Origin of the sequence: Rhodococcoides fascians A44A, from assembly GCF_000760735.1 — a bacterium.
Taxonomy (GTDB): domain Bacteria; phylum Actinomycetota; class Actinomycetes; order Mycobacteriales; family Mycobacteriaceae; genus Rhodococcoides; species Rhodococcoides fascians_E.
In genome coordinates this window covers 1,847,655-1,872,094 of the sequence record NZ_JMEX01000008.1, presented here as the reverse complement: position 1 = coordinate 1,872,094, position 24,440 = coordinate 1,847,655, and the positions used below count along the sequence as shown (strand labels likewise).

27 protein-coding genes and 1 pseudogene are annotated in these 24,440 nt (G+C 65.7%); 10 read left to right on the top strand and 18 right to left on the bottom strand.

What is annotated here, in order from left to right; genetic code table 11:
- The first annotated feature begins 28 nt into the window (after window positions 1-28).
- Window positions 29-1,888 (top strand): bifunctional diguanylate cyclase/phosphodiesterase, encoded by a 1,860-nt coding sequence (locus BH95_RS21170; protein WP_033190283.1) that lies wholly within the window; start codon window positions 29-31, stop codon window positions 1,886-1,888.
- Here BH95_RS21170 and BH95_RS21165 read toward each other — a convergent pair.
- The 3 genes from BH95_RS21165 to BH95_RS21155 are packed head-to-tail and all read right to left on the bottom strand — an operon-like array spanning window position 1,885 to window position 3,730.
- Complete coding sequence (locus BH95_RS21165) at window positions 1,885-2,178, bottom strand: putative quinol monooxygenase (RefSeq protein WP_019665256.1); 294 nt, start codon at window positions 2,176-2,178, stop codon at window positions 1,885-1,887. The genes BH95_RS21170 and BH95_RS21165 overlap by 4 nt on opposite strands.
- A 58-nt stretch (window positions 2,179-2,236) precedes the next feature.
- The gene (locus BH95_RS21160) at window positions 2,237-3,124 is read right to left on the bottom strand and encodes a spermidine synthase (protein WP_019665255.1); all 888 of its coding nucleotides are present in this window, start codon (window positions 3,122-3,124) and stop codon (window positions 2,237-2,239) included.
- A gap of 24 nt (window positions 3,125-3,148) precedes the next feature.
- The gene (locus BH95_RS21155; RefSeq protein ID WP_037183928.1) at window positions 3,149-3,730 is read right to left on the bottom strand and encodes a TetR family transcriptional regulator; all 582 of its coding nucleotides are present in this window, start codon (window positions 3,728-3,730) and stop codon (window positions 3,149-3,151) included.
- Window positions 3,731-3,855: 125 nt separating this feature from the next.
- On the opposite strand from BH95_RS21155, the gene BH95_RS21150 reads away from it, so the two are divergent.
- From BH95_RS21150 to BH95_RS28370, 3 genes are all read left to right on the top strand, one after another.
- Window positions 3,856-4,893, top strand: a complete 1,038-nt coding sequence (locus tag BH95_RS21150) for an NAD(P)-dependent alcohol dehydrogenase (RefSeq protein ID WP_037183927.1) — start codon at window positions 3,856-3,858, stop codon at window positions 4,891-4,893.
- A 106-nt stretch (window positions 4,894-4,999) separates the two neighbouring features.
- Window positions 5,000-5,503 (top strand): PaaI family thioesterase, encoded by a 504-nt coding sequence (locus tag BH95_RS21145; RefSeq protein WP_019665252.1) that lies wholly within the window; start codon window positions 5,000-5,002, stop codon window positions 5,501-5,503.
- A 16-nt stretch (window positions 5,504-5,519) separates the two neighbouring features.
- Window positions 5,520-6,107, top strand: a complete 588-nt coding sequence (locus BH95_RS28370) for a winged helix-turn-helix transcriptional regulator (RefSeq protein WP_080738073.1) — start codon at window positions 5,520-5,522, stop codon at window positions 6,105-6,107.
- Here BH95_RS28370 and BH95_RS21135 read toward each other — a convergent pair.
- From BH95_RS21135 to bla, 3 genes are all read right to left on the bottom strand, one after another.
- Window positions 6,003-6,644, bottom strand: a complete 642-nt coding sequence (locus BH95_RS21135; RefSeq protein ID WP_019665250.1) for a LysE family translocator — start codon at window positions 6,642-6,644, stop codon at window positions 6,003-6,005. The genes BH95_RS28370 and BH95_RS21135 overlap by 105 nt on opposite strands.
- 110 nt (window positions 6,645-6,754) lie before the next feature.
- Window positions 6,755-7,732, bottom strand: a complete 978-nt coding sequence (locus tag BH95_RS21130; RefSeq protein WP_080738072.1) for an SGNH/GDSL hydrolase family protein — start codon at window positions 7,730-7,732, stop codon at window positions 6,755-6,757.
- Window positions 7,733-7,743: 11 nt separating this feature from the next.
- Window positions 7,744-8,664, bottom strand: a complete 921-nt coding sequence (gene bla, locus BH95_RS21125) for a class A beta-lactamase (protein ID WP_037183926.1) — start codon at window positions 8,662-8,664, stop codon at window positions 7,744-7,746.
- A 270-nt stretch (window positions 8,665-8,934) separates the two neighbouring features.
- On the opposite strand from bla, the gene BH95_RS21120 reads away from it, so the two are divergent.
- Genes BH95_RS21120 through BH95_RS29120 form a run of 3 tightly spaced genes read left to right on the top strand, consistent with a single transcriptional unit; the run spans window position 8,935 to window position 11,718 of the window.
- Window positions 8,935-9,840 carry an MBL fold metallo-hydrolase gene (locus tag BH95_RS21120; protein ID WP_037183925.1) on the top strand — a complete coding sequence of 302 codons (906 nt, stop codon included), beginning with the start codon at window positions 8,935-8,937 and terminating at the stop codon, window positions 9,838-9,840.
- Window positions 9,841-9,881: 41 nt separating this feature from the next.
- The gene (locus BH95_RS21115) at window positions 9,882-11,522 is read left to right on the top strand and encodes an alpha/beta hydrolase (RefSeq protein ID WP_170949152.1); all 1,641 of its coding nucleotides are present in this window, start codon (window positions 9,882-9,884) and stop codon (window positions 11,520-11,522) included.
- A gap of 28 nt (window positions 11,523-11,550) precedes the next feature.
- A complete protein-coding gene (locus BH95_RS29120) occupies window positions 11,551-11,718 on the top strand; it encodes a hypothetical protein (RefSeq protein WP_019665217.1) in 168 nt (55 codons plus the stop codon).
- Between the two features lie 19 nt (window positions 11,719-11,737).
- Here BH95_RS29120 and BH95_RS21110 read toward each other — a convergent pair whose 3' ends face one another.
- From BH95_RS21110 to BH95_RS21100, 3 genes are all read right to left on the bottom strand, one after another.
- Entirely contained in the window at window positions 11,738-11,953 is a 216-nt protein-coding gene (locus BH95_RS21110) for a hypothetical protein (RefSeq protein WP_141216333.1), read from the bottom strand.
- 192 nt (window positions 11,954-12,145) lie between these two features.
- Window positions 12,146-13,066 carry a transketolase family protein gene (locus tag BH95_RS21105; RefSeq protein WP_020110393.1) on the bottom strand — a complete coding sequence of 307 codons (921 nt, stop codon included), beginning with the start codon at window positions 13,064-13,066 and terminating at the stop codon, window positions 12,146-12,148.
- Window positions 13,067-13,068: 2 nt separating this feature from the next.
- On the bottom strand, window positions 13,069-13,743 hold the full coding sequence (locus BH95_RS21100; RefSeq protein ID WP_037183924.1) for a thiamine pyrophosphate-dependent enzyme: 675 nt from the start codon (window positions 13,741-13,743) through the stop codon (window positions 13,069-13,071).
- A gap of 118 nt (window positions 13,744-13,861) precedes the next feature.
- Between BH95_RS21100 and BH95_RS21095 the strand changes: the two genes are divergently transcribed.
- Window positions 13,862-14,830: an NAD(P)/FAD-dependent oxidoreductase gene (locus tag BH95_RS21095; protein ID WP_037183922.1), complete on the top strand. Its 969-nt coding sequence runs from the start codon at window positions 13,862-13,864 to the stop codon at window positions 14,828-14,830.
- Here BH95_RS21095 and BH95_RS21090 read toward each other — a convergent pair.
- On the bottom strand, window positions 14,827-15,276 hold the full coding sequence (locus tag BH95_RS21090) for a MarR family winged helix-turn-helix transcriptional regulator (protein WP_020110395.1): 450 nt from the start codon (window positions 15,274-15,276) through the stop codon (window positions 14,827-14,829). The genes BH95_RS21095 and BH95_RS21090 overlap by 4 nt on opposite strands.
- Window positions 15,277-15,319: 43 nt before the next feature.
- Between BH95_RS21090 and BH95_RS21085 the strand changes: the two genes are divergently transcribed.
- Complete coding sequence (locus BH95_RS21085) at window positions 15,320-16,516, top strand: multidrug effflux MFS transporter (RefSeq protein WP_020110396.1); 1,197 nt, start codon at window positions 15,320-15,322, stop codon at window positions 16,514-16,516.
- Between the two features lie 40 nt (window positions 16,517-16,556).
- Here the strand turns inward: BH95_RS21085 and BH95_RS21080 are convergent, their stop codons facing one another.
- The 4 genes from BH95_RS21080 to BH95_RS21065 are packed head-to-tail and all read right to left on the bottom strand — an operon-like array spanning window position 16,557 to window position 19,079.
- Window positions 16,557-17,279 carry a Clp protease N-terminal domain-containing protein gene (locus BH95_RS21080; protein WP_020110397.1) on the bottom strand — a complete coding sequence of 241 codons (723 nt, stop codon included), beginning with the start codon at window positions 17,277-17,279 and terminating at the stop codon, window positions 16,557-16,559.
- A gap of 51 nt (window positions 17,280-17,330) precedes the next feature.
- Window positions 17,331-18,038 (bottom strand): hypothetical protein, encoded by a 708-nt coding sequence (locus BH95_RS21075; protein ID WP_051127721.1) that lies wholly within the window; start codon window positions 18,036-18,038, stop codon window positions 17,331-17,333.
- Window positions 18,035-18,619, bottom strand: coding sequence for an FAS1-like dehydratase domain-containing protein (locus BH95_RS21070; RefSeq protein WP_033190271.1), 585 nt, complete (start codon window positions 18,617-18,619; stop codon window positions 18,035-18,037). Before BH95_RS21070 ends, BH95_RS21075 begins: the two co-directional genes overlap by 4 nt.
- Before the next feature lie 22 nt (window positions 18,620-18,641).
- Complete coding sequence (locus BH95_RS21065; protein WP_037185391.1) at window positions 18,642-19,079, bottom strand: DUF6069 family protein; 438 nt, start codon at window positions 19,077-19,079, stop codon at window positions 18,642-18,644.
- 203 nt (window positions 19,080-19,282) lie between these two features.
- Between BH95_RS21065 and BH95_RS21060 the strand changes: the two genes are divergently transcribed.
- Entirely contained in the window at window positions 19,283-21,541 is a 2,259-nt protein-coding gene (locus tag BH95_RS21060) for a putative bifunctional diguanylate cyclase/phosphodiesterase (RefSeq protein WP_019665206.1), read from the top strand.
- A 22-nt stretch (window positions 21,542-21,563) separates the two neighbouring features.
- Here the strand turns inward: BH95_RS21060 and BH95_RS21055 are convergent, their stop codons facing one another.
- From BH95_RS21055 to BH95_RS21040, 4 genes and pseudogenes are all read right to left on the bottom strand, one after another.
- The gene (locus tag BH95_RS21055; protein WP_019665205.1) at window positions 21,564-22,250 is read right to left on the bottom strand and encodes a response regulator; all 687 of its coding nucleotides are present in this window, start codon (window positions 22,248-22,250) and stop codon (window positions 21,564-21,566) included.
- A pseudogene (locus BH95_RS21050) lies at window positions 22,247-23,320 on the bottom strand (sensor histidine kinase); the annotation flags it as partial. The gene BH95_RS21055 and the pseudogene BH95_RS21050, both read right to left, overlap by 4 nt.
- Before the next feature lie 17 nt (window positions 23,321-23,337).
- A complete protein-coding gene (locus BH95_RS21045) occupies window positions 23,338-23,796 on the bottom strand; it encodes a hypothetical protein (RefSeq protein ID WP_037183921.1) in 459 nt (152 codons plus the stop codon).
- A gap of 7 nt (window positions 23,797-23,803) precedes the next feature.
- Entirely contained in the window at window positions 23,804-24,385 is a 582-nt protein-coding gene (locus tag BH95_RS21040) for an RNA polymerase sigma factor (RefSeq protein WP_019665202.1), read from the bottom strand.
- Window positions 24,386-24,440: the final 55 nt, after the last annotated feature.

Below are 24,440 nucleotides of genomic sequence, written 5' to 3'. Positions count from 1 at the left end.
GATCGGCGTCGAGCGAACGAGAGGTCCAGTGACCGTGGAGGGTGTCACCGAGTCCGGTTCGGATTCGCAGACCGATCGGTCGCACCCCCAACCGCCGACTCGGCACGGCATCAACACCTACGAACCCGACGTCCCGGTCGCCGAAGCTCCCGAGGGTGAAGCCTGGGGACGAAAGCTGATCGGGCTTCTCACCGCGTCCTTCGGTATCGCCGGCCTGTTGATGATCCCGTCGGGGCAGTTCACCGACGTGGAATCGGTATTGGTGGCGCTGGCGTCGGCGTCGACGGTTCCCGTTGCTCTCGCCTGGATCCTGGGCCGGTGGCCCAGCCGGCGGATGGCCAACGTGTACGTCCTGTGGGCGGACATCGGCATCCTCTTCGTTCTCCTCGCGCACGAATCACCGTTCGTGGCCATGCCTGGGTGCGCGATGTTCGCCATCGTCGCGCTGTTCGCCATCGTCGGAACGTCGCCGCGAGTACTCACTGCGCACCTGATTCTCGCCGCCCTCGTTCTTGTCTATCTCGCTGTGATGGCGGCCCGCAGCGGTATGGAACCGTGGTCGGTCGCCTCACGCGTCGTCACGATCGGCTCTCTCTTCATCACACCGTTCGCGCTGCGCCCCTACATTCGATTCCTTCGTCAACGCGCACAGGTCGGACTCCGCGACTCGTTGACCGGGTTGTGGAACCGCCGCGGACTCTTCGACATGGTCGACCAACTGAACTACGCCCGAGCAGGCACGAAGGTGGAATCCCGAGCAATCGGCGTGGTGGTCGTCGACATCGACCGGTTCAAGGCCATCAACGACCGCTACGGACACCCGACCGGTGACGCCGTTCTCGTCGAGGTCGCAGACCGGTTGCAGCAGGCGGCGTCGACCGGGAGTGGAGACGGCAGAAACGACCCGACCACGGACTCGGTGGTGTCACGGCTCGGCGGAGACGAGTTCGTCTGCGTGCACATCGGCACTCGCGCCGAGGTCGACGACGCCGAGCAGCGGCTACGCGCCGCGCTGGAAGAATCGTTCAGTGGTCCGCCCTTCACGACCAGCGTCGGATCGGCCGGAGACACGACCATTCGCGGTGACGCCACCGGCACCCTCGTCCGAAAATTGATCGCGCTGGCGGACATCGAGCTGTACCGAAACAAACAAGAACACTCCGACGGAGATCCCCGCCGCTCGCACGATCCACTGCTGGTTCGGGACCGGATCGAAAGTCTCGTCTCCGACGGCGGCCCGACGGTGGTGTTCCAGCCGATCTGCGAGACTGCGACCACTGCCGTCGTGGGATACGAAGCGCTGTCGCGCTTTCCGTTCGGACACGGATCCCCACTGATGTGGTTCAAGGACGCGACCGCGGCCGGAGTCGGACCACAACTCGAACTGGCCGCGATCGACGCCGCATTGAGTGCGATGCACGTCCTGCCGGAGACGGCGTTCGTCTCGCTGAACGCGTCCGCGTCCACCATCCGCTCGACGGATCTGCTGTCGCGGCTGCGCCCCCACCTTCACTCTCGGGTGCTCTACCTCGAAATCACCGAACACGAACGCGTGGACGACTACCGGGCCATTGCCCGATCGGTCGAGGGGCTACGAGCCGCAGGCGTTCGAATTTCCATCGACGACGTCGGCGCAGGATTCTCCGGCCTCAGGCAGGTCGTCGAACTCAAGCCCGACACACTGAAGATCGACTACACCCTCGTCCATGGGATCGACACCGACCCGACACGGCGAGCGGCGACAGCGGCTCTCGCCGCGTTCGCGCGTGAGGTCGGTGCGACCTTGATCATGGAGGGCGTGGAGACGGAGGAAGAACTCCGCGTCGCCGTCGAACTGGACGTCGACATGGTGCAGGGTTTCTACACCGGTCGTCCGGTAACCACCTAGATGTCGGACACCGTGTACTTGGTCAACCCGGGCACGGCAGCCAACAGTGGACCCAACTCGGTGGTCTTGCCCGGACCTGCCCTGAACTCACGGTACTTGGCGTCCGCCTCCGCCGATTCCCAACGCTCGTAAGCGATCCAATGGGTCTCGTCCTCCTCGTCGACGAGGACGTCCACCCCGAGGCACCCCTCGAACGCCCGCGTCTCGGCGAGCACCCGTCCGAGAACCTGCTTGCCCTCGTCGAGGGCTTCGGGCTTCAGTGTCACATCGAGCAGGGCAACCAACGTCATGGTGAATCTCCTGGGTAGTTTCTTTTCGAGCATTCGGCTGTGCAGCTGTCGGCCCAGCCTATGCCTCGTCGTCGGACAGCGGCTTCGCATCGCGGCAGAACGCCCGCACCCGCTCGTCCGTCCAGACCTGAGCGGGGACCGCGCCGCCCAGCAACTCCCGGGCCAGTGCCGGGTCGTCGCCGAGTGGGACGTCGCTCCCCGCGATCACGACGTTGCCGTAACGACGGCCCTTGAGCATCGCCGGATCGGCGACGATCGAGGTGTACGGGAAGATCTCACCGATGGTCGCGGCCTCACGCTTCGCCATCGTCAAGTCCCGGGTGTCGCCGCAGTTGACCACGTACAGCCCGCCGGGGGACAGAACCCGTCGGACATGCTCGGTGAACTGCCGGGTGGTCAGTGGCCGCGGAGTCACCGCACCGGCGAACACATCTCGCACAACCAGATCGCGACTGTTCTCGGACAAGGTTTCGGTGACGGCACGCGCCTCGCCCACCCGGATGCGGAGCAGCGGTGCACGAGGTAGATCGAACCAGTCACGTACCAACTCCGCGAGCTTGCCGTCCAACTCGACTACCACCTGCCGCGCATCGGGATACACCGCCGAGAAGTACCGCGCGAGGGTGCACGCGCCACCGCCGAGATGCAGGGCCCGCAGCTTGCCGTTCGAGGATTCGGAGCGCGAAGCAGACGTGCCCGAAGAATCGTGATGCTCGACGAGAGACGCGATCCACCTCATGTACTCGAAATCGAGCCGCTGAGGATCCAGGGCGTCGATGTGCGAGCTGGGTACGCCGTTCACCTCGAGCGTCCACCCGTCGGCGGACAGGGAATCGCGCACGAGTGTCGCTGTCCCGGTGTCGATTCGATACTCGCCGGCCTCGGCCGTTCCCGAGCGCGCCGCGGGCGGTCGACGGGATTTCGGACTGCGCGCCTTCGCACTCATGGTCGTGGTCTCATGGTCGCCGTCTCATGATTGCGACACACAGAACGCGCGTCGGACGGTCTCGGCGAGAGCCGATTTGCGGCGCTCGTGTACGGCGTCGCTCTCGTCGGAGTCGGCGACGTGGACTATCGCGGCCTGCGCCCACGTGGCTGCCAGTGCAATCACCATCGACCAGAGATCCTCCACGGCAACGTCGTTCACGACCGTCCCGCGCTTCTGCGCGTCGTGCAGCGGTACCAGCTTCTGATTGTCGTGGTCCTCGCCGCGGTGGTGGAACAGATTCCCGGTCGGGGTTCGTTCCAGCCGCGCCCAGGTCAGCAGACGAACCAGCTGAGGGTCGCCCAGGTACATGTCGTACAGCGACGTGACGTAACCCGGCAGATCGTCGGCATCGAGGGGAACCCCGGCAATGTCTTCGTCGACGCGGGTGTCGAAGACCGTGTCGAACAGCTTGTCCTTGCTGCCGAAGTAGCTGTAGATCTGAGACTTGTTGATGGACGCGTTCGCCGCGATTCGATCCACCCGCGCGCCGGCGATTCCGTAGCGCGCGAACTCCTCGGTCGCGGCATGAAGTATCCGCTCCCGCGTTGCCACTGCGTCACCCATGCGCGCCAGCCTAGCCTGCTGTCACCAACTGGTTGGTTGCATCCTCGGCAAAAGCAGCTACGGTGGTGTGACCAACTAGTTGGTTGGAACCATCCGCCGAACACATCGACACCTCGGGAGACGCCATGCGAGCCACGACGGGATACCGCGCCACAGCACCGAACACCCCGCTGGAGAGGGCCGTACTCGAACGACGAGAACTGCGGCCCGACGACGTCGCCGTCGAGGTGTCGCACTGCGGCGTGTGCCATACCGACCTGCATCTGACGAGCGATCCGTCCGGCACCTACCCGGTGACACCGGGCCACGAGTTCGTCGGCACCGTCACCGCCGTCGGCTCCGACGTCACGGACTTCTCGGTGGGCGACGCCGTGGCGGTGGGCAACATCGTCGACTCCTGCGGTCGATGCGACATGTGCGTCGCCGACCAGGAGAACTTCTGCCGCGAGTTTCCGACACTGACTTACGGCGGAACCGATCGAATCGACGGGACGACGACGATCGGCGCGTACTCGCGGGAATACGTGGTCCGCGACGCGTTCGTCTACCGCCGCCCGGTCGGCCTCGATCCGGCCGCCGTTGCCCCGCTGATGTGTGCAGGTGTCACCGTCTGGGAACCGCTGCGGCGATGGAACGTGGGGCCGGGAGTACGCGTCGGGATCGCGGGGATCGGCGGTCTCGGTCACCTCGCCGTGAAGTTCGCTCGAGCACTGGGCGCCGAGGTCACGGTCATCACGACGTCGGCGACGAAGGTCGGCGAGGCCGCCGCACTGGGCGCCGACAGCACGGTAGTGTCCACGAACACCGAGCAGATGTCCGCCGCGCGCGGGAGCCTCGATCTGATCGTCGATTGTGTACCCGTTCCGCACGACGTCGCGCCCTACCTGTCGCTTCTCGCCTTGGACGGCACCCTGTGCTCGCTGGGTTTCCTCGGTCCGCAGTCCATCGAGATCATGGACCTTCTCGTGGGCCGGAAGTCCTTGAGCTCGGCGGGAAGCGGTGGACGTCGCTACACGCAGGAGATGCTGGATTTCTGCGGAGAACACGGGATCACCGCGGATGTGGAGACCGTGCCGTCCGCCGAGGTGGGCCACGCGTTCGATCGGTTGAGGAAGGGCGACGTTCGCTACCGATTCGTCCTCGACCTGTCCGATCTGGACTGAAGCCCCCACTGCGACGAGGAGTCGCCTGCGGGTCGACTTTGTGCGAACGGGAGCCGAGGCGCATACTGACTTGCATCGTGCAAGTCACTAGCCGCTAGGGGTAGCCATGCTCACCGAGGAACACCAGCGTTCGCAGACTTTCTCCTGGGTCAGCCCCCGAGAGGTGCTGCGTCACGCTTCGACGCTGAGCGGATTGGACGTCATGCAGGCGGTGGCCTCCGGCGAACTGCCACCACCGCCCATTGCGGTCCTCATGCAGTTCGCTCCCGTCGAGGTGAGCGACGGCAAGGTCGTCTTCGAGTGCACACCGTCCGAAGCGCACTACAACCCCATCGGTACCGTGCACGGCGGGTTGGCCTGCACCTTTCTGGACACCCTCGTGGGCTGCGCCGCGCACACGACGCTGCCCGCCGGCGTCGGCTACACCTCGATCGATCTGAACGTCAGCTACCTCAGAAACATTCTCGACACCTCCGGTCCGCTGGTCGGGACGGGAACGGTCACCAAGCGGGGCTCACGCGTGATCTTCGCCGAAGGTTCGATCGTGGACAAGGACGGTAAGCTCGTCGCTACCGGCACGAGCTCACTGCTGGTCATCCCTCCGAGGTAAGGCCGAGGTACAAACCGTGCAGCGCAACGCTTTCGACACGATGGGCTGCCCTATCGCGTCCGCGCTCGAACAGGTCGGCGAGTGGTGGACGCTCCTGATCCTGCGCGACGCCCTCGACGGCTTCACCCGGTTCGACGAGTTCGAGCAGAACCTCGGCATCGCGCCGAACATGTTGACGCGCAGGCTGAAATCGCTCGTCGAATCCGGGTTGCTCGAGCGTCGCCGGTACAGTGATCGGCCTCCGCGATTCGAGTACGTCGCCACGCAGCGCAGCCGTGAACTCAGCTCGGTCATCGTGGCGTTGTACGCGTGGGGCAACGAACACATCGAACACGAGGACCGAGAGGTCGTTCTCGTCGACGCCGACGGCGAAACCATCGACCCGGTCTTCGTCGATCGGCGTACCGGACGCACTCTGGCCGAGAGCAGAGCTCACTTCGTCGCCGGGCCTGCCGCGTCGGACATGATGCGCGAACGGCAGGATCCGGACAAGCGACGCTCACGCAGGAGCCGGGCGGCTTCCGTCGGTCGCGAGCCGAACAGCCAACAGCCCCAACACAGTTCCCATGACGTAGCGCTGCATCCTCATCCAGGTCGGACGTAACGCCAGGAACCGAGAGATGGACCCGGCACCGACGACGATCAGCGCATTGACGGTCACCGCGACACCGATCTGCACCCCACCCAGGGCGATGCCCTGCAGGAACACCGAACCCGCCGCGGGATCGACGAACTGTGGAATCACCGAGATGTACATGATGGCCATCTTGGGGTTGAGCAGGTTGGTGAACAGCCCCATCGTGAACAATCTGCGGTTCGAATCCCGATGCAAGCCCTCGACTTCGAACACCTTCGTCGTACCGCGCACAGCCGAGACAGCCAACCACAGCAGGTAACACGCGCCGACGATCTTGATCACGAGATACAGCGTCGGGACCGCCGCGAACACGGCAGCGAGGCCGAGATTGGTGGCGATCACGTACACCACCAACCCCAGCGCGACACCGCCCAAGGACACCAGTCCAGCACTGCGTCCCTGGGAGATGCTGCGCGACACCAGATACACCATGTTGGGGCCGGGAGTCAGCACCATCGCCAGAGCGACAGCGAAGACCCCCAGCACAGCTGCCGTGGACACCATGCCTCCCACAGTGTCACCGACGGACGCCGATGTATCGGTCCACTTCTACGATCCTGGCCCGCTCACTCTTCGGACAGCTGATCCGGTGCACCCCCGTCGGGCGCAGTCAGCTAGAGACCGATCGAATCCGCGACGACCCGGGCGAATGCCGCCATTCCCGCGGCAGTGGGATGCAGCGGCGCTGCGGGATTCGCCGGAACGACACCTTCGAGGTACCTCTCCGCGGGTGCGGCACATGCATCGTGTCCGACGCTGACCGGACGCACGTCGACGAACCGAGCACCGTGCTCGGTTGCCTGCTGGGCCAGTGCGTCGTTCATCCGGTCGACGCTCGCCTGCAGATAATCCGCATCGCGGGCCCACACCGCCTGCGTTCCGTAACACCCACCGGGGCGAACGTACGTTCCGTATCCGACGACGACCACCTGCGCGTTCGGCGCCCTCTCGCCGATGGCCTCGAAAACCTCACCCCACCCAGGAGCCGCCGCGGCGATGGCGTCGGCAAGCACATCGGTGCCTCCGGCGGTCGATGCGTCCGCGCACGACTCTCCGTTCGGCTCCGGTGAGAAGTTGACGCATCCGCGGGCCTGCCCGACGAGGTCGACGTCGTTGCCGCCGATGGTGACGGTCACCAGATCGGTGTCCGACGACAACGCATCGAGCTGCAGCGGGATCGGCCCACTGTTGGTCTGTTGTTGCTCGGTGACGATGTTCTCCGACCGCGCCCCGGAGCAGGAGACGTCCGTGAACGACGCCGCACCGACGAGCCCGGCGAGGACATGCGGATAGTTGGAGTCGGACTGCAGGCACCCGGGCGTCCCCGTCGACCGGGGAATCAACGGCCCCGATGCTGCCGAATCACCCAGTGCCACGTAGTCGATGTCCGTGCCGCCGGAGACCGTCGGCGTAAGCGATTCGAGCCCGGGCGATTCGAGCACGGGCGATTCGAGCCCGGACGACTCGACCGCGGAAGACTGGGGAGCGTCGGGGGATTCGGTGGAGCAGGCGGCCAGCATGCTCACCGCGCCCAGGACGAGTGCAGCAGTGAACCTGGTGGATCCAGAAATCCCCGGTGCTGCGCGCCGCATAGTGGACGACGTTACTCCCGCGCGCCGATTTCCCGGACGGCGTCTGCGACCAACTCGTTCATGGCCGCGGCGTCGGGATCGTCGTCCGCGGTTCTCGACAGCACGACCAGGAGAATTCGCCGCCCGTCGGGCCCGAGCAGAAGACCCGCGTCGTTGGAGACTCCATAGGACCCGGTGCCGGTCTTGTCCGCCGTCGTCCAGCCGGCTGGAACTCCGGCTCGGAAACGGGTGTCCGACGTCTGCGTGCCCGCCATCCAGTCCAGGAGCGTGGCTCTCGACGAGTTCGACAGCGGCCCGTCGGTGAGCAGGGACCGATATCCCGCGGCGAGGCCGGCCGGGGTCGTGGTGTCGCGGTCGTCGCCGGGCAGGGCGGTGTTCAGGTCGGGTTCGATGCGGTCCAGACGGAACTGAGCGTCGCCGAGGGATCGCGCGAACGCCGTCAGCTCGCCGGTCCCGCCGACTGCGTCGATCAACAGGTTGCCTGCGGTGTTGTCGCTGCGGGTCAGTGCGGCCACGCACAGCTGTTCCAGAGTCACCACCTGGCCGGCCTCCCAATCGATCGCCGATTCCGGCACCTTGTCCTCGGCCTCGACGATGCGTGTATCGGTCAGCGACAACGTCCCGGCGTCGGCAGCGGCGAGTACGGCACCGGCCGCATACACCTTGAAGGTCGAGCAGAACGCGAATCGCTCATCCGCCCGATAGGTCGTGGTCACCTCCGAACCCAGGTCGACGGCGAACACTCCCAGCCGCGCGTCGAACCGCTGCTCGAGCGCGGCGAACTGCTTCTCGGCGCCGGTCGGCTGTTGTTCGGAGGCATCCGACTGCCTGGATCCAGCGGCGTCGGGGGAGGGGTCCGTGCCACAGGAGACCGCGAGAGCCGCCGAACCTGCGATGACGAAGAACTGCCTACGAGATCGTGTGTGCGCCATGCGTCCCAGGAGACCACGAGTACCGATTCACAGGAACCTCCCAGTGCCGACGGGCCCGTGTACCTGGTCGGGCCCGCATTCGACCGGTACCCTCGACCGGGTTCACCTGGAATACATACGAAAGACGAGACACCTATGATCACGAACTTCATCAACCTGATCCTCGGCGGCGTCGGCACCGCGTCCGCCGGCAGCAGCGGCTTCGAGTTGCAGCCGGGCGTTCTCCCCTTCGGTCTCTGACTTCGCTCTCCTCTGACAGCCCTCCTTCGGGTGTCCGTCACGGGTGATCGGCTGCCGATCTGCGCGACCTGCGGAGTCCAGTACGACCACGACTCCGCAGGCCGCGACGTTCTTCCCGCCACGTGCATCATCTGCGAGGACGAGCGGCAGTACGTCGGCTACGACGGCCAGCGATGGACGTCGCTCGCGGAACTCCGGGAGCAGGGCCACAGCGTCGAGATCCGTGAGGAAATTCCGGGTCTGTGGGGACTCGCGACCTCCCCCGCGCTCGCCATCGGACAGCGTGCACTCCTCGTCCCCGGCCACGGCGGGACCGTCATGTGGGATTCGGTCACCTACATCGACGACGATGCCGTCGACCGAGTCGCCCAGTTGGGCGGCATCTCCGCGATCGCACTGTCGCATCCGCACTACTACAGCTCGATGGTCGAGTGGTCCCACGCCTTCGACGACGCCCCCATCTACGTTCACGAACGTGACGCCCGTTGGCTGACGCGGACCGACAACGTCGTCCTGTGGTCCGGTGGGCGCACGGAAGTACTGCCCGGCCGCACCCTCCTCCGTGCAGGCGTCCACTTCGACGGCGGAACGGTCATGCACTGGGCCGACGGCGTCGACGGGCGCGGGGCGCTGTGCGCGGGTGACATCTTCACCGTGGTTGCCGACCGCCGCTGGGTCGGTTTCATGTACAGCTATCCCAACTTGATTCCCGAACATCCGGACACCATCCTGCGCGCCGTGAACATGGTTGCCCCGTTCGGCTTCGAATCCCTCTACGGCGCATGGTGGGACCGGATCATCACCGACGATGCCCACGCGGCGGTCGTTCGCTCTGCCCGACGGTACTTCGAGCACATCGGCGCGCGCGAACATGCACTCGCGCTGGCGAAACCGGGCACTGTGGACCGCGGCGTGATCCACAACCGTCCCGACTGACAAACGGCCCCGTTCCGCGCCTTCGGTTCTACTATGTGACGATGCACTCGCTGCGGCTGTTCAGCTCGCGACTCGAACCGGCCGCTCTGTTCCTCGGCGTCGTGTTCTTCGCCTTCTCGATGACCCCGTCCCTGCTGCCGCGCGCCTGGTATCTGCAGGGCGTCGCGTCGGGCATCAGCATCGCCACGGGATACGGCGTCGGCTGCGCCGTGGTGTGGCTGGTGCATCGGTGCGGAATTCGTCCTCGATGGTCCGATGCGACGAAGCGCTACGGGTGGTGGGGTCTGGCGGTGTTCACCGCGATCGTGGTGCCACTGTTTCTGATACTCGGATCGTGGTGGCAGCAGATCGTACGACAGCTCGTCGAGGTCGACGTAGAAGGTCCGGGCCGAATCCTCTATTTGGCAGTACTTCTCGTCGCAGTCGTCGTTGCCGTCCTCCTGCTTCTCGCCGCTCGCGGACTACGCTGGTGCGCTCGTCGGCTGGCCGTTCTGTGCACGAGGTTCGTACCGATCCCCGCGGCGAAGGCAATCGGAATCGCCGTCGTCACGATCCTGACGCTGTTCGTCGTCAACGGAGCGGTGAACAACGTTCTCATCGCGACCATTGCCAGCTCGTCCAAACTGGCCGACGAAGGTAGCCACCCCGGCGTCGAGCAGCCTGACGCGATGGAGAAATCGGGTTCACCGGACTCGTACGAAGACTGGAATTCACTCGGAATGGAGGGGAGGCGATTCGTCGCGTCCGGCCCGACTGCCGAACAGATCGAATCGTTCACCGGTGCAGATGCTCTCACGCCGATCCGGGCGTACGTCGGGGCTGCGGAGGCCGATTCGATCGACGAGGCCGCCGACCGCGTCGTCGCGGAACTGGAACGTACCGGTGCGTTCGACCGGGCCGTCGTCGCCGTGGCCACCACCACCGGACGCGGCTGGGTCAACGAAGCCGTCGCCGGATCGTTCGAGTACATGAACGGCGGCGACACGGCGATCGCGTCGATGCAGTACTCGTTCCTGCCCAGCCCCATAGCGTTTCTCGCAGATCGTGATTCACCGCGTGAAGCAGGACGCGCGCTGTTCGACAAAGTGTACGACGCAATCCTCGAACGTCCCGAGGGCACGCGGCCCGAACTGGTGGCATTCGGAGAGAGCCTGGGCGCGTACGGCGGGCAGGACGCCTTCGGTGGCGCACGGGACATGGTGGCGCGCACCGACGGTGCTCTGTGGGTCGGTAACCCCAACTTCACCAAGCAGTGGGCGGAGACGACGGCGGACCGCGACGCGGGTTCACGCGAGATCCTCCCGGTGATATCGGACGGCCGCTACGTCCGGTTCGCGGGCAGACCTAGCGATCTCGACATCGGCACTCCCTGGGCCGAACCCCGTGTGGTGTACTGGCAGCACGCGTCGGATCCCATCACGTGGTGGTCGCCGGATCTTCTTCTGCATCAACCGGACTGGCTGCGCGAGCCCCGAGGAGTCGACGTCGACCCCGGCGTTCGATGGTTCCCGTTCGTCACCTTCTGGCAGACGACGTTCGACATGGTGTTCTCCACCGACGTTCCGCCGGGATACGGCCACAACTACGGCGAGGACGCCGTCGACCTGTGGGCCGAGATCCTTCAGCCCGAGGGCTGGACCTCGCAGGACACCGAGCGTCTTCGCGAGATCATCGCGGGTTGAGATCCCGCACTCGGGGTAACCGGGCCGCATGAGTGAAACGAACAAGAACCCTGATCCCGCGACAACCGATACCGATACGTCGCCGACGGGTGCCGACGACGACGTTCAGTCCGACCCCGCTGCGGGCGAGGAGTCCGGGGATTGGTCCGGTGAGGGCGGCGCGACCCACGACGGCCCCGCCACCGACACCGAATGACCCCCGTGCGTCGGTGACCTCAGGTTCCGGTCAGCCGACGCTCGGCGGGCCTGAGCAGGTGTACGTCACTGTCGGTCACGACCTTTTCGACGACGCATCGACCGGAGAGCCAATCTCCGGCGATGTCGAATTCCACGCGTAGATCCCCGAGCCAGTCGATGTCGACCACCACCCCGACGGTTCCGGCCGGTACCCCGCTGCACCATGCGCGCTTGCCCAGGTTGCGCGCGGCCACCACTACGTCACCTCGCCGGTGCGAGTGCTGTCCTCTCCTCATGTATCCCCCCAACGTCGATCCCTGCGGTCCGTGACTACGGCGGTTCCCACGTCGAGTCAACCTCACCCCAGCGAGCCCTTCAAGTCGTAGACAGTCCGCTGAGCTGGGGTTCTACCGTCGATCGACTTGGTTGGGGCGGTCCAAACCGACTCAGAATCCGAAGAAGGCATCCAGCGACGTACGAATACCTGTGACGTCGAGTCCGTGCGCGCGCTCGTGCTCGGTCGGTGTTCCGTATTTGCGGAGCTCCTGCTGCCCGACGCCGACACCGAGTTGCCGGTGCGGTACGTCCACCAGCGCCAGCGCCACCTCGCGAGCCGAGGTACCAGCGAGGTACGGCTCGACGATCGCGACGCTGTTTCCGGCGAGGTGAGTGCGGAGACCTGCTCTGTCGAACGGCCTGACGCGTTCGGTGTAAAGGACTGTCACATCTCGATCGCGCACAGCGGCAAGTACGTTGTCGGCCGTCGGCCCCACCGCGACGACCGTGCCGCGACGCCCTCGCTGCAGAACCGTCAGACCGGGATGCTCGGCATACGGCCGCGCGTTGGATGTGCCGTCCAACCGGATGTAGACCCGATCGTCGCCGTCCATTGCGGACCGCAACGCGCTCTCGGCTTCGTCGGCGTCTCCGGGCACGTGCACTCGCCAGCCGTCCAGGGTGTCGAGCAGCGCCACGTCACGGTGCCCGAAGTGAGTCTCGCCGCCGGCAGCCATCGAATACGAGCCCCCTGCACTGACGAGCACTGCCCCGACGCCTTGATGACCGAGGTCGAGTTTCACCTGTTCGAAGGGCCGTTCCACCAGGAACGGTGGGAACGTGTGCACGATCGGGCGCATCCCTGCCAGCGCTGCGCCTCCCGCGAACGAGATCATCAGCTGCTCCCGTATTCCCACGTTGACAACACGATCTCGCACTGCATCGGTGACGTGGGGTGCGATGTATCCCGCCCCGATCTCGGCCAGCACGAGCAAGCGTCTGTCGTCCGCGGCCAGCAGGTCCGGGATCGTTCGGTAGAAGCGCTCACGCTGGTCGGTGATCGTGGTCGTCCTTGCCGCTGTGTCCAGCATTCTCACTCCTTGCTCTCGGTATGTGCAACAACAACATTGGGCACTGCGAACCGTCTGGAGAATGCGCGGTGCAGCGCGTCGTGGTCACGACCGTCGACGTCCTCGGCGGCCCATCCCTCGACTGCGAACCGCGCCCCGATTCCGCCTGGCCAGCCCAGGCCGGCCGATCGGTTGTCGATGACGACGACCGTCAGATTTCCCAACCCAGCGCGACCCGCATACTGGATCGCCTCGGCGTTGCTTCCCTCGTCCAGCTCCGCGTCGCCGACGAGAACGATCACGCGCGCGTCGGAACCTCGGAGCGCCAACGTCGTCGCCGTGCCGGTAGCCAGTCCGATGCCGTGCCCCAGCGAACCCGAGGAGATCTCCACGCCTGGTACGAGCGTGCGGTCCGGGTGATAACCGAGGGGGGAGTCGAACCGTCCGAATCCGTCGAGTTGTTCTTCGGTGAGGAATCCCGCCGACGCGAGGACAGCGTAATAGGCCATGGGCCCGTGGCCTTTCGAGACCAGAAATCGGTCCCGCCTCGGATCCGACGGGTTCGAGGGGTCCGTGAGCAGGATCGTCGAATACAGAACCCAGATGACATCGAGCGTGGACGTCGCACTCGCGTCGTGCTTTTCGTCGCCGGTCATGCGCGTCATCAAGCCGGCCAGTTCGTCGTATGTCGTGTGCATGCCTCCACGGTGCAACCTGAACCGAACTCGAGGTCAAGGCCGATACGTCCGAGGAACGCGTTTTGCCGAATCGGCAAACCTACTTGCCAGACGGTTACGAGTGGGCCACAGTGGACGCATGACTACACACCTCGACCATGACGTCATCATCGTCGGCGGCGGCCCGGCTGGACTAGCTGCGGCGGTGACGCTCGGGCGTGCACGCCTGCGAGTCCTCGTCGTGGACGCAGGATCTCCGCGCAACGCGCCGGCCGAGCACGCCCACAACTACCTCGGGCTGGAGGGAATTCCCCCGCTCGAACTCCTCGCTCGCGGGCGCACGGAAGCGCAGAGTTACGGCGCAGTGATCCAGGAGGGCACGGCGACGGCGGCAACCGCGCACGGCAACCACTTCACCGTCGAACTCGCCGACGGCGCCACCCTCACCGCCCGACGCCTGCTCGTGACTACAGGCCTGACGGACGAACTTCCCGACATCGACGGTCTCGCCGAGCGGTGGGGACGCGACGTTCTGCACTGCCCCTTCTGCCACGGCTGGGAAGTACGCGACAAGAAGGTCGGCATCATCGGGAGCCCCTTCGGCGTTCATCAGGCACTGATGTGGCGGCAATGGGTCGACGACGTGGTGCTCTTCACCCGCGAATTCACGCCCACCGTAGACGAATCGAAGAAGCTCGCCGCGCGCGGCGTCACGGTGATATCGGATGCCGTACAGAAGATCGCCGTCGAGAACGATGCGCTCGTGGGCATCCAGTTGACCACCGGTTCGGTGGTTCCGGTGGACGCCGTTGTGACCAAGCCGACGTTCACCGCCAACGCCGGCGTTCTGGTGAGCCTCGGACTGGAGGTCACCGACATGATGATGGGCGACGTACCCGCCGGGGCGTCGTTCGTCGCGACGGATCAGACCGGCGCGACGTCGGTTGCCGGCGTCTACGCCGCGGGCAACGTCGCCGCCCCGATGGAGAACGTGATCGGTTCTGCCGCAGCGGGCGTCCGCGCCGCGGGCGGTGTCGTCGCGAGCCTCATCGAGGAGGACACTCGACTGCCCGTCGGCCCGGACGATTCGACCGGCGCCGCGAGCTAAGTGCGGTCGCGCAGCTCGTTCGTCAGCAGCATCAGGGCCGGTGCTGCCGACACGAGTTGCGCGGCAGCTTCGTCGGGAAGTCGGCTCAGCGCCTCGATGATTCGAGCCGACCATGCTGCTTCGATGCGAGTTCGGTTGCGCCGCATCCGATCGGTGACCTCGAGTTGCGTGACACGCCGGTCCGTCGGCGACGGAGTCTTGACCACGAGCCCACGTTCGACGAGGGTGCGGACTGCCGCACTGACGTTGGAAGGCTGCATCGCCAGCATGTCCGCGAGTGCGGACACACCGATGCCTGTGTTCCTGTCGATCTGCTTGAGCACGGTGACCTCGGGCGCGGGGAGCCGTTCGATGCCGAGCTCTTCCACGCGATCCGTGCGCTGAATGATCCAACTCAGATCGTGGAGCACCGAGGCGAGGACTGCGGGGTCGGTCGTATCCGTCACACCGACATAATACATATAATTTTATAAGCTATTGTCGTAGCCGATGACTACCACCACACCTTCCCGGACCGCAGCACCGAGCGCCGTACTCATCGGCGTACTCGCACTGCTCACCGCCGTACCACCTCTCGCGACCGACATGTACCTCCCCGGGTTTCCGGCGATGGCAGCCGATCTGAACACCTCGGCCAGCAGCATTCAGCTCACCCTGACCACCTTTCTCATCGGCCTCGCCATCGGACAGCTGATCATCGGACCCCTGTCGGACAAACTCGGCCGCAGAGTCCCGTTGATCGTCGGGGCAGCCGTGTGTCTCGCTGCGGGCATCGCATCCGCACTCGCGCCGTCGGTCGAGTTCTTGATCGCTGCCAGGTTCGTACAAGGGCTCGCCGGTGCAGCGGGGGTCGTGCTGTCGCGGGCGATCATCGCCGACCGCACCGAAGGAAGCCACGCTGCCAAACTGTTCGGGTTGATGATGATCATCGGCGGCGTCGCGCCGGTCATCGCACCGCTCATCGGCGGCGCAGTCGTCGACTCCCTCGGATGGCGCGGAGTCTTCTGGATCATCGCCGGCCTGACCGCCGTGATGCTCCTGTGCGCCATCGCATTGGTTCCCGAGTCGCTGGACCGCGAGAACCGCCGCGGCGGAGGCATCGCTCAGATGATCAGCGGCATGGGAACGGTGGTGAAGAACCGCCGATACCTGTCCTACACACTGACGTTCGCCTTCGCGTTCAGCGTGATGTTCGCCTACATCTCCGCGTCACCCTTCGTACTCCAGAACATGCTCGGCCTGTCGGCGGGTCAGTACTCGGCGGCCTTCGCCGTGAACGCACTCGGACTCATGGTCGGAAGTGCGATCACCGCGAAGCTCGCCGATCGAATCCCTCTGCAGCGCATGATGACCGCCGGAATTACCGCCCTCGTCGTCACCACCACACTGCTGCTCGTTCTCGTCATGGTCGGGATCAGCCTGTGGCCGACGCTCGTTCTGCTGTTCCTCACCCTGGTGGCCGAGGGTTTCGTCTTCGCCAACGCGACGAGCCTTGCCGTCGCACAGGTTCCGCAGCTTGCCGGCACCGGCTCGGCAGTGCTGGGAGCACTTCAATTCGGTTTGGCCGCAGTCATTTCGCCACTTGTCGGCCTCGGCGGCGAGGAGACGGCCGTTCCCATGGTGATCGCCATGTTCGTCAGCGCGCTCATCGCCGCCGGCGCCTGCTTCGCGAGCCGAAAGGACTGACGAGACAGAGCCGTCCGAACAGGCGACAGAGGCGCAGCGCTCAGAGGGAGCCGAGAGCCGCCACCAACTGCTCCTCGACGGCGTTCTTCTCCAGGCCGAGGTCGGTGACCAGACCTGCGCCGTTCTCGAACTCGAGCATTGCCAGCAGCACGTGCTCGGTCCCGACGTAGTTGTGCCCCAGACGCAGTGCCTCGCGGAAGGTGAGTTCGAGCACCTTCTTCGAGCCTGCGTCGTACGGGATCAGCGCGGGGGACCGGCCTTCCGACGCGGGAAGCAACGCCTGCGCCGCGTCGCGCACCTGCTGTTCGGTCCGGCCGTCGGACAGCAGGAAACGGGTACCGATCGACTCCTTCTCGGTCAGCAAGCCGAGAACCAGGTGAGCGGGAGCGATCTCGGCATTGCCCGCGGCGTTCGCCTCGTTCTGGGACGCGACAACGACGTTCTTGGCCCGAGGGGTGAACCGCTTGAAGCCCTCGGAGGCGTCCATCGCGGAATCGGATCCGCCCGGCCCCTTCGGCACGAATCGCTTCTGCGCGGCCTGCTTCGACACGCCCATGCTCTGGCCGATGTCGGTCCACGACGCACCCGACCGGCGCGCCTGATCGACGAAGTGACCGATCAGGTGATCGGCGAGATCGCCGAGGGAATCGGCCGCGACGACCGCGTCGGACAGTTGCTCGAGCTCGTCGTCGTGCACTTTCTTGATGGCGTCGATCAGATCGTCGAGGCGGACAGGGAGTTGGATTTTCGTTGGTTCGACCATGCGTCAACCATAGGTTGACGATCGAGCATCGTCAACCCTGAGTTGACGATTTCAGGCGAACAGCCGCGCAGCAGCGACGCCCGCCTCGATGTCGACCTGCCGTGCCCCGAACATCGCCCGCAGCTGCTCCGACGTGACCGCCGGACCCGCAGCCACCGCGGCGGCCACCGCCGACGCGTCGACTACCGCGGTGACACCGTGGTCTCGTGCGATGCCGTTCAGGAACTCGGTCAGATGCTCGGTCGTCGCCTCCGCACTGACGGGCGGGAGATTCAGCATCACGAAACCGTCGGGAACGCTGTACTCGGCGCGTGACCAACGGCCGTGCTCGAAGACGTAGACGAACCCCAGCCACATGCCCGACCGCTGAATGTCCGCGATGTAGTCGGCCACCACGTCGCCCGTCCAGGCAGGCAACCCGCGCAGAAGGTCCGTCTCGGGTTCACCGAAGTACTCGGCGGCCGCGCCGAAGTACGTTTCGCTGTACTCGTGGTCGTACCCCACGAGAACAGCCCGAGAGATGCCACTCGAACCTCCAGCGGAGGCGTCGGCGATTCTCAGTGCCGCCCAATTGCCCCCGCCGTCGTCGTAGTGCCACGTCCCACCGTTCACTGCACCGCTACCAGGGCGAGCGTGGCAGTGGTCCGGCCGGCCCTGCGCCGCCGTGAGGGCCGCACACGACGCCCACCGACCACGCATGTCCTCCGGCCCCGGCAGATCAGGATGCGGCAGACCAGGCATGGGCGAGCCGCCGCTCATGCCACGGGGGCCGTTCCGGCCATCATGATCTGCTCGACGGCGCTCATGAAGTCCTCCGGTGCCTGGATCTCCGTGGACGCGGCGATGGTCGTCGCCGCCGTCAACACCGGTTGATCGCGCTGGTCGAAGATCTCGTTCTCCACGACCATCAGATCCGCGCCCACGGCCCGGCGCGCCGATACCAGTGACACTTCGCAGCTCAACCGATCCCCGGCCAGCAACGGGCGGTGAAAGGTGAATCGCTGATCCACCTGAAGGATCTGCGGCATCGCGTAGCAACTGAGCGTTTCCTCGAACAGCCGCCGCTGTGCCACGAACGCGATGAGCGACATGAAGGTCGGCGGCGCGACGAGGCTGCTGTGGCCGAGAGCCGTCGCCTCGTCCTGGTCGAAGTGCGCGGGGTGGAAATTCTGAACCGCGTTCGCGAACTCCGAGACCTTGGCCTTGCCCACCTCGTACACATCGTCGATTCGGTAACTCTGCCCGACCATGGCCCGTACCTGCCCAGGGACGTCCTGTGATGCGGCGTCGTCCCGTGATGCGGCGTCGTCCTGCGATCCTGTGCCGTCCGATGCACTCATGGAGTCCGATTTTACGCGTCTGTCAGGAGTGCACACTCCCGACGGCTCCCCGGCGCAGGGCTTCCAGGCCCAGCGGTACGACCACTGCGATCACGACGTGCATGAGCGAGAGGGTGACCGTGCTGGCCGCGTCGAAGTCGGCGGCGAGGGTCATCGCGATGGTGCCCAAGGGAGCAACGACTCCGACGACCTGCGCGATGCGGAGGACGGGAAGCCACTTCAGCGACACGAGGGCGGCGACGCCCATTCCTACGACCATGGGTACGACCGTCAACATGACGACTCCGCCCGGTGCGACCGCCATGGTGGTTCCGGCGTCGGTCAGTTCGAAATTTCCACCTGCCGCCAACCCGATCACCCAGAGCACGAGATTGAACACGAGTGCGAGCAACACGGAGAACAACACTGCACGCGGCCGCGACAACGACCGAGCAGAAATACCTGAAATCGACGTGGTCATGGGTGACTCCTGCCTGTACGCAAGGACCAGGGGCGCCTTGCTTCGACAGATCTGACCCGTACCGATCCGAGAACTCATCGCACACCGACGCGGGACTCGTGACGAGGTTCCCAGCACAGTGGAGGGGTCCTACAGTAATCTTCCCGACAGGGCGAACTTGACAGCCGGTTCGTGGACTACAGCAGCAGGTGAGGGGGCCTTCGATGAACACGAAGGCGCCGTCGATGCATCGAACGCTTGCCGGGGCGCCGAAGTTCGTCGGCTTCGCGAGTGTTCTCGCTGTCGGCGCCGTGCTGTTTCTCGTCGGTGACGCGTCGGTTCGGTCGATGGTTCTCGGCACGTTCGCCATCGGAGCCATCCTCGCGATCGGCGTCGGCATCCGCAGACACAAGCCGGCCGACGCCACCTCCTGGTGGTGCCTGTTCGGGACCGCAATCCTGTTCCTGCTGGGCGTCAGCCTCCGCGGGGACCCGAGTATCCATCCCTCGGGCGTGACGGCGCTGTCGAACACGTTCATGCTCGGCGGCTACGTGTTGATCGCCGTCGCACTGGCCCGCTGGATTCTCGAACGCCGCTCCCGCGACGACGTGACGCCGCTGATCGACGCGACGTTGACCGCGATCGGTGCGTTGTTCCTCTCGTGGGTCCTGCTGATCTCGCCCCTTCTCGACACCGAGATGGACACTGCCGTGGCCGTTCTCAACGGCATCTACCCTGCCGTCGACGCAGGCATGATCACGCTGACGGCGTATCTGTTGATGTCCTCCAAGCGCGGCAACACCTCGCTGCGGTTGCTGATGCTCGCGTTGCTGTCGGTGTTCGTCGGCGACATCGCCTACGCCCACTTCCTGTCCCGGGCATCACCACTGTCACCTGGCCTGCTCGACGGCATCTACCTCGTCGGCTACGTCTCGCTCGGACTCGCAGCGCTGCACCCGCAGATGGCCACGATGGCTCAGCGTCAGCGTGCGACACCCCGTCATCGGCGTCGGTCCGCGTTCCTCTTCGTCATGCTGTTGGTGTGCGCGGCCATCCCCGTCCTCGGAACGTCGTTGTCCACCGCCGATCTCGCGGTCCGCTCCACACTGCTCTCGGCCATCCTCATCGGCAGCTTCCTCCGCGGCGAACGCGCCATGAGCCTGATGGAACGCAGCGAGGACGACGCCAGATATCGCGCAGCGCACGACGCACTGACCGGCCTACCCAATCGCACCATGTTGCCCGACGAGTTCGAGCGCCTCGGCGCGCGGGACGAGCCGGGCAGAATTTTCATCCTGTTCGTCGACCTCGACAACTTCAAGGTCGTCAACGACTCCTACGGGCACCGCGTCGGTGACGAGATGATTGCGGCGACAGCGCACCGAATCCGGTCCACGGTCCGCTCGGTCGACACCGTGGTTCGCTACGCGGGGGACGAATTCATCGTGATCGGCCGCTGCACTCGACCAGAGATGGAAGCACTGGCGAAGTCGATCGTCGACCGAATCGCCGAGCCGTTCGTTCTCAGTGCCGCCAGCGCGTACATCACCGCGTCGGTCGGCATCGCCGCGACCACCAACCGGGCGCATCGTCTCGACGACCTCATTCGCGAGGCCGACACCGCGATGTACCACGCGAAGTCGCAGGGCGCGTCGCGCATCGCGTACTTCGACGAGTCCCTACGGGCGTCGTCCACGGCCGCGATCGAAACGGCCACCGCTCTGCGCGGCGCCGTCCGGCGCGGAGAGTTGGTGGTCTATTACCAGCCGATCGTGATGACCTCGACCCGCGCCACCGTCGTCTACGAGGCTCTGGTGCGGTGGCAGCACGGTGGGCGACTGCGCGGACCAGGCGAGTTCGTCGCCATCGCGGAGTCGACCGACCTGATCGGCGAGATCGGCGCTGCCGTCCTGCGAACCGCCCTCACGGACCTGGCGGCATTGCGGGCGCAGGGCCAGGACGTCACGATGTCCGTCAACATCTCGCCCGTTCAGTTGCGCGACGAGTCACTGCCAGTGCTCGTCGGACAGTTGTTGGCCGAACTCGGATTGCAAGGCTCCGATCTGGCACTGGAAGTCACCGAGACGGCGTTGATCGACGATGTGTTCGCCGCGAAGAAGATCCTCGACCGCCTCGCTGCACTGGATGTGCTGATCGTGTTGGACGACTTCGGAGTCGGTTACTCCTCGCTCAGTCGCCTCCGTGAACTGCCCATTGCGCTGCTGAAGATCGACCGCTCGTTCATCGCCGAGATCGGAACCGACACGTCGGGCGGCTCACTGGTCTCCGCGATCGCCGCGATGGCGCGCGCACTACCCGTCTCCATCGTCGCGGAGGGCGTCGAGACCGAGCATCAGGCCCGCGCCATCGAGGCATTGCACTGCCGGTTCGCCCAGGGCTACCTGTACGGGCGGCCTGCTCCGCTGCAGCACTGGCTGAAGCAGGGCAGCGGCTCCGCCCCGTCGTCCGTGCCCGTCCAGTAGCACTCAGGCACCCCAGCACCGGCTATTTCAGTCGGTATCCCATCCCGGTCTCGGTGAGCAGATGACGCGGCCGGGATGGATCGTCCTCGAGTTTCTGGCGCAACTGGGCGAGATAGATTCGCAGATAATGCGTCTCACGTTCGTGCTTCGGACCCCACACGGTCTTCAGGATCTCGCGCTGGGACACCAGCTTTCCGCGGTTGCGGGCCAGTAGCTCGAGCACTCCCCACTCGGTGCGGGTCAGATGAACGACGTCCCCGCCGCGGGTGACGGTCTTCGAGGACAGGTCGACCGTGAACGAATCCGTCTCCACCACTGCGTCTTCCACCGCCCTCGGGCCTCGACGCAAGGCCGCCCGCAACCGCGCCAACAACACGTCCATCTCGAACGGCTTGGTGACGAAGTCGTCGGCCCCGGCGTCCAGTGCGTCCACGGTGTCGGCGGAATCCGTTCTCGCCGAGAGCACGACGATCGGAACGTCGGTCCATCCGCGCAGACCCCCGATGACCTCGACACCGTCGAAATCCGGCAGACCCAGGTCGAGGAGTACCACCTCGGGGTGGAAATCCGCCGCCACCCGCAGCGCTTCGGCTCCCGACGCCGCAGCCACGACGTCGTATCCACGCACTTTCAGGTTGATGCGCAACGCGCGAACGATCTGGGGCTCGTCCTCGACCACCAGGATGCGAATGCTCGGTGATTCGGTCACTGCGCACCCTTCGGGCTCGGCGACGGAACGGGCCGAGCTGCCGACGACGTCGGTTCCGGAGACATGAGCTGCACGGCCACCGTCAACCCTCCGCCCGGGGTGTCGAGGGCGCGGACGGTGCCGCCCATCGCTTCGACGAATCCGCGCACGACGGACAGACCGAGGCCGACGCCTGCGCTGTTGTCGGTGTCCCCGAGGCGCTGGAAGGCGTCGAACATCGTCTGCTGAGCCGCTCGAGTGACACCTGGCCCGTTGTCTGCGACGGTGATCGTCGTCCCACCTCCGCTGTCCGTTGCACGGATGAACACGGTACTGCCGGGAGCGTGTCGGACGGCATTGCCCACGAGGTTGGCCAGCACACGCTCGAGCAGGCCCGCGTCGGCGAGTACACAGGCACTGCCGACGTCGGTGACCGTCGACGACGGGTCGGCCTCCAAGCCGATCAGTGCCCGCTGCACCGCGTCCTCGACGTAGACCGGTGCGAGGGAGGGCCGCACCACACCTGCCTGCAGCCGGGAGGAGTCCAGCAGGTTCTCCACCAGAGACGTCAGCTGATCCGCCGACTCGTCGATGGTGGCGATCAGTTCGGCGGTGTCCTCGGCGGAGAACTCCACGTCGGTGCTGCGGAGCGACGACGACGCGGCTTTGACAGCGGCGAGCGGGGTGCGCAGATCGTGACTGACGGCGGAGAGGAGCGCGCGGCGCAATGCGTCGGCCTCGGCCAGAGCTGTTGCGCGACTGGCCTGCTGGGCGCGGCGGGCAGCGAGATCGACCAGGACGGCCACCGCCACTGCGACGACCAGCAGCACCACGGTGACGAGAAAGTTCTCGGGCTCGGCGATCGTGAGGCTGTAGCGGGGTTCGGTGAAGAAGTAGTTGAGCAGGAACCCGGAGATCAGGGCCGACAGCGCTGCGGGTACGACGCCCCCGAGAAGGGACACGCACAGGACGACGACGAAGAACAGCGCGCTGATTCCACTCGAGTCGAAATCGGTTCCCAGCACGTCGATGAGTCCCGCCGCGGCACACGGAACCACCACTGCAGCAGTCCAACTCACTACTGCTCGTCGAACCGTGAGCCGAACGTTCACGGCCGTATCTCGATGTCGTCGACGTGCACGTCGACGTCGTCGCGCGTCAGCGACACACCGAGGATCTCGGCCACGATCGACATGGCGATGCGCGCCAGATCGTTTCCGACAGCTTGAAGGTCGCTGTCGTACGCACCGACCACCGAGAGCGAAACCCCGGTGCACTTGTGCTCGTCCGTGTGCACGGCGATCTCGGTCGGCTGACACCCGTGAACTCCGGACAGTGCCCGAAGCACTGCCGTGCGCACGACGTGATCGCTGACGCGCAGAGTGTCGGATCCACGGCCTTCCGGCGCCGTGGGGAACCGCGCATCCACCGGCCATGTCCGACGGGTCGTCGCACGGACCTTGGAGATGATGGAGTTGCTGATGTCGAACCAGCGCGGCTCGTCCGGCGCCTCCCGCAGCTCCCGCGCCGCGCGCTGCAACACCCAGTCGTCCGGTTCCGACGTCATAGCTGCATCACTGCCATGCCGCCAACCTTTCACTCAATGTTGCTCGGGCGCGAACCAGGTGACCGCGTACCGCGCTTGCCGACAGTGTCATGATCTGCCCGATCTCCGGATGTGTCATCCCCTCCACTTCTCGCAACAGCCAACACGCTCGCTGGCGGTAGGGCAGTTCGGCCAACGCACGCCCCAGATCCGCCATGAAGTCGTCGTTCGTGACGCTGACCTCGGGATCCGCGCGTGCATCCGTGCTTCGGCGCTCGAACACCCAGTCCTCGGCAGGTGCGACCGCACGCTTGCGCCGGTGATCGACGACCTTGTGCGAGACCATCGAGAACAACCAGGTCCGCAGCTTGGAGTCGCCCCTGAACGTATCCAATCCCTTCCATGCCGCGACGAAGGCGTCCTGGACGACTTCCTCGGCTGCACCGTGATCGGAGAGCATGTTGCGGGCGTAGCGGAACATCTCCGGGCCGTACCTGGCGACGATCAGCTCGAAGGCGTCGGTGTCGCCGAGTGCTGCATTGCTGACGAGCACGTGATCGGACAGCGGCCCGCCGTCGGACATGACACGGCCGGGTGGATCGTCGGTCATCGAACCGTGTCCGCCAACGGTGCCCCCGTCCTCGAAGTGCTCGTGCCACGTGTGT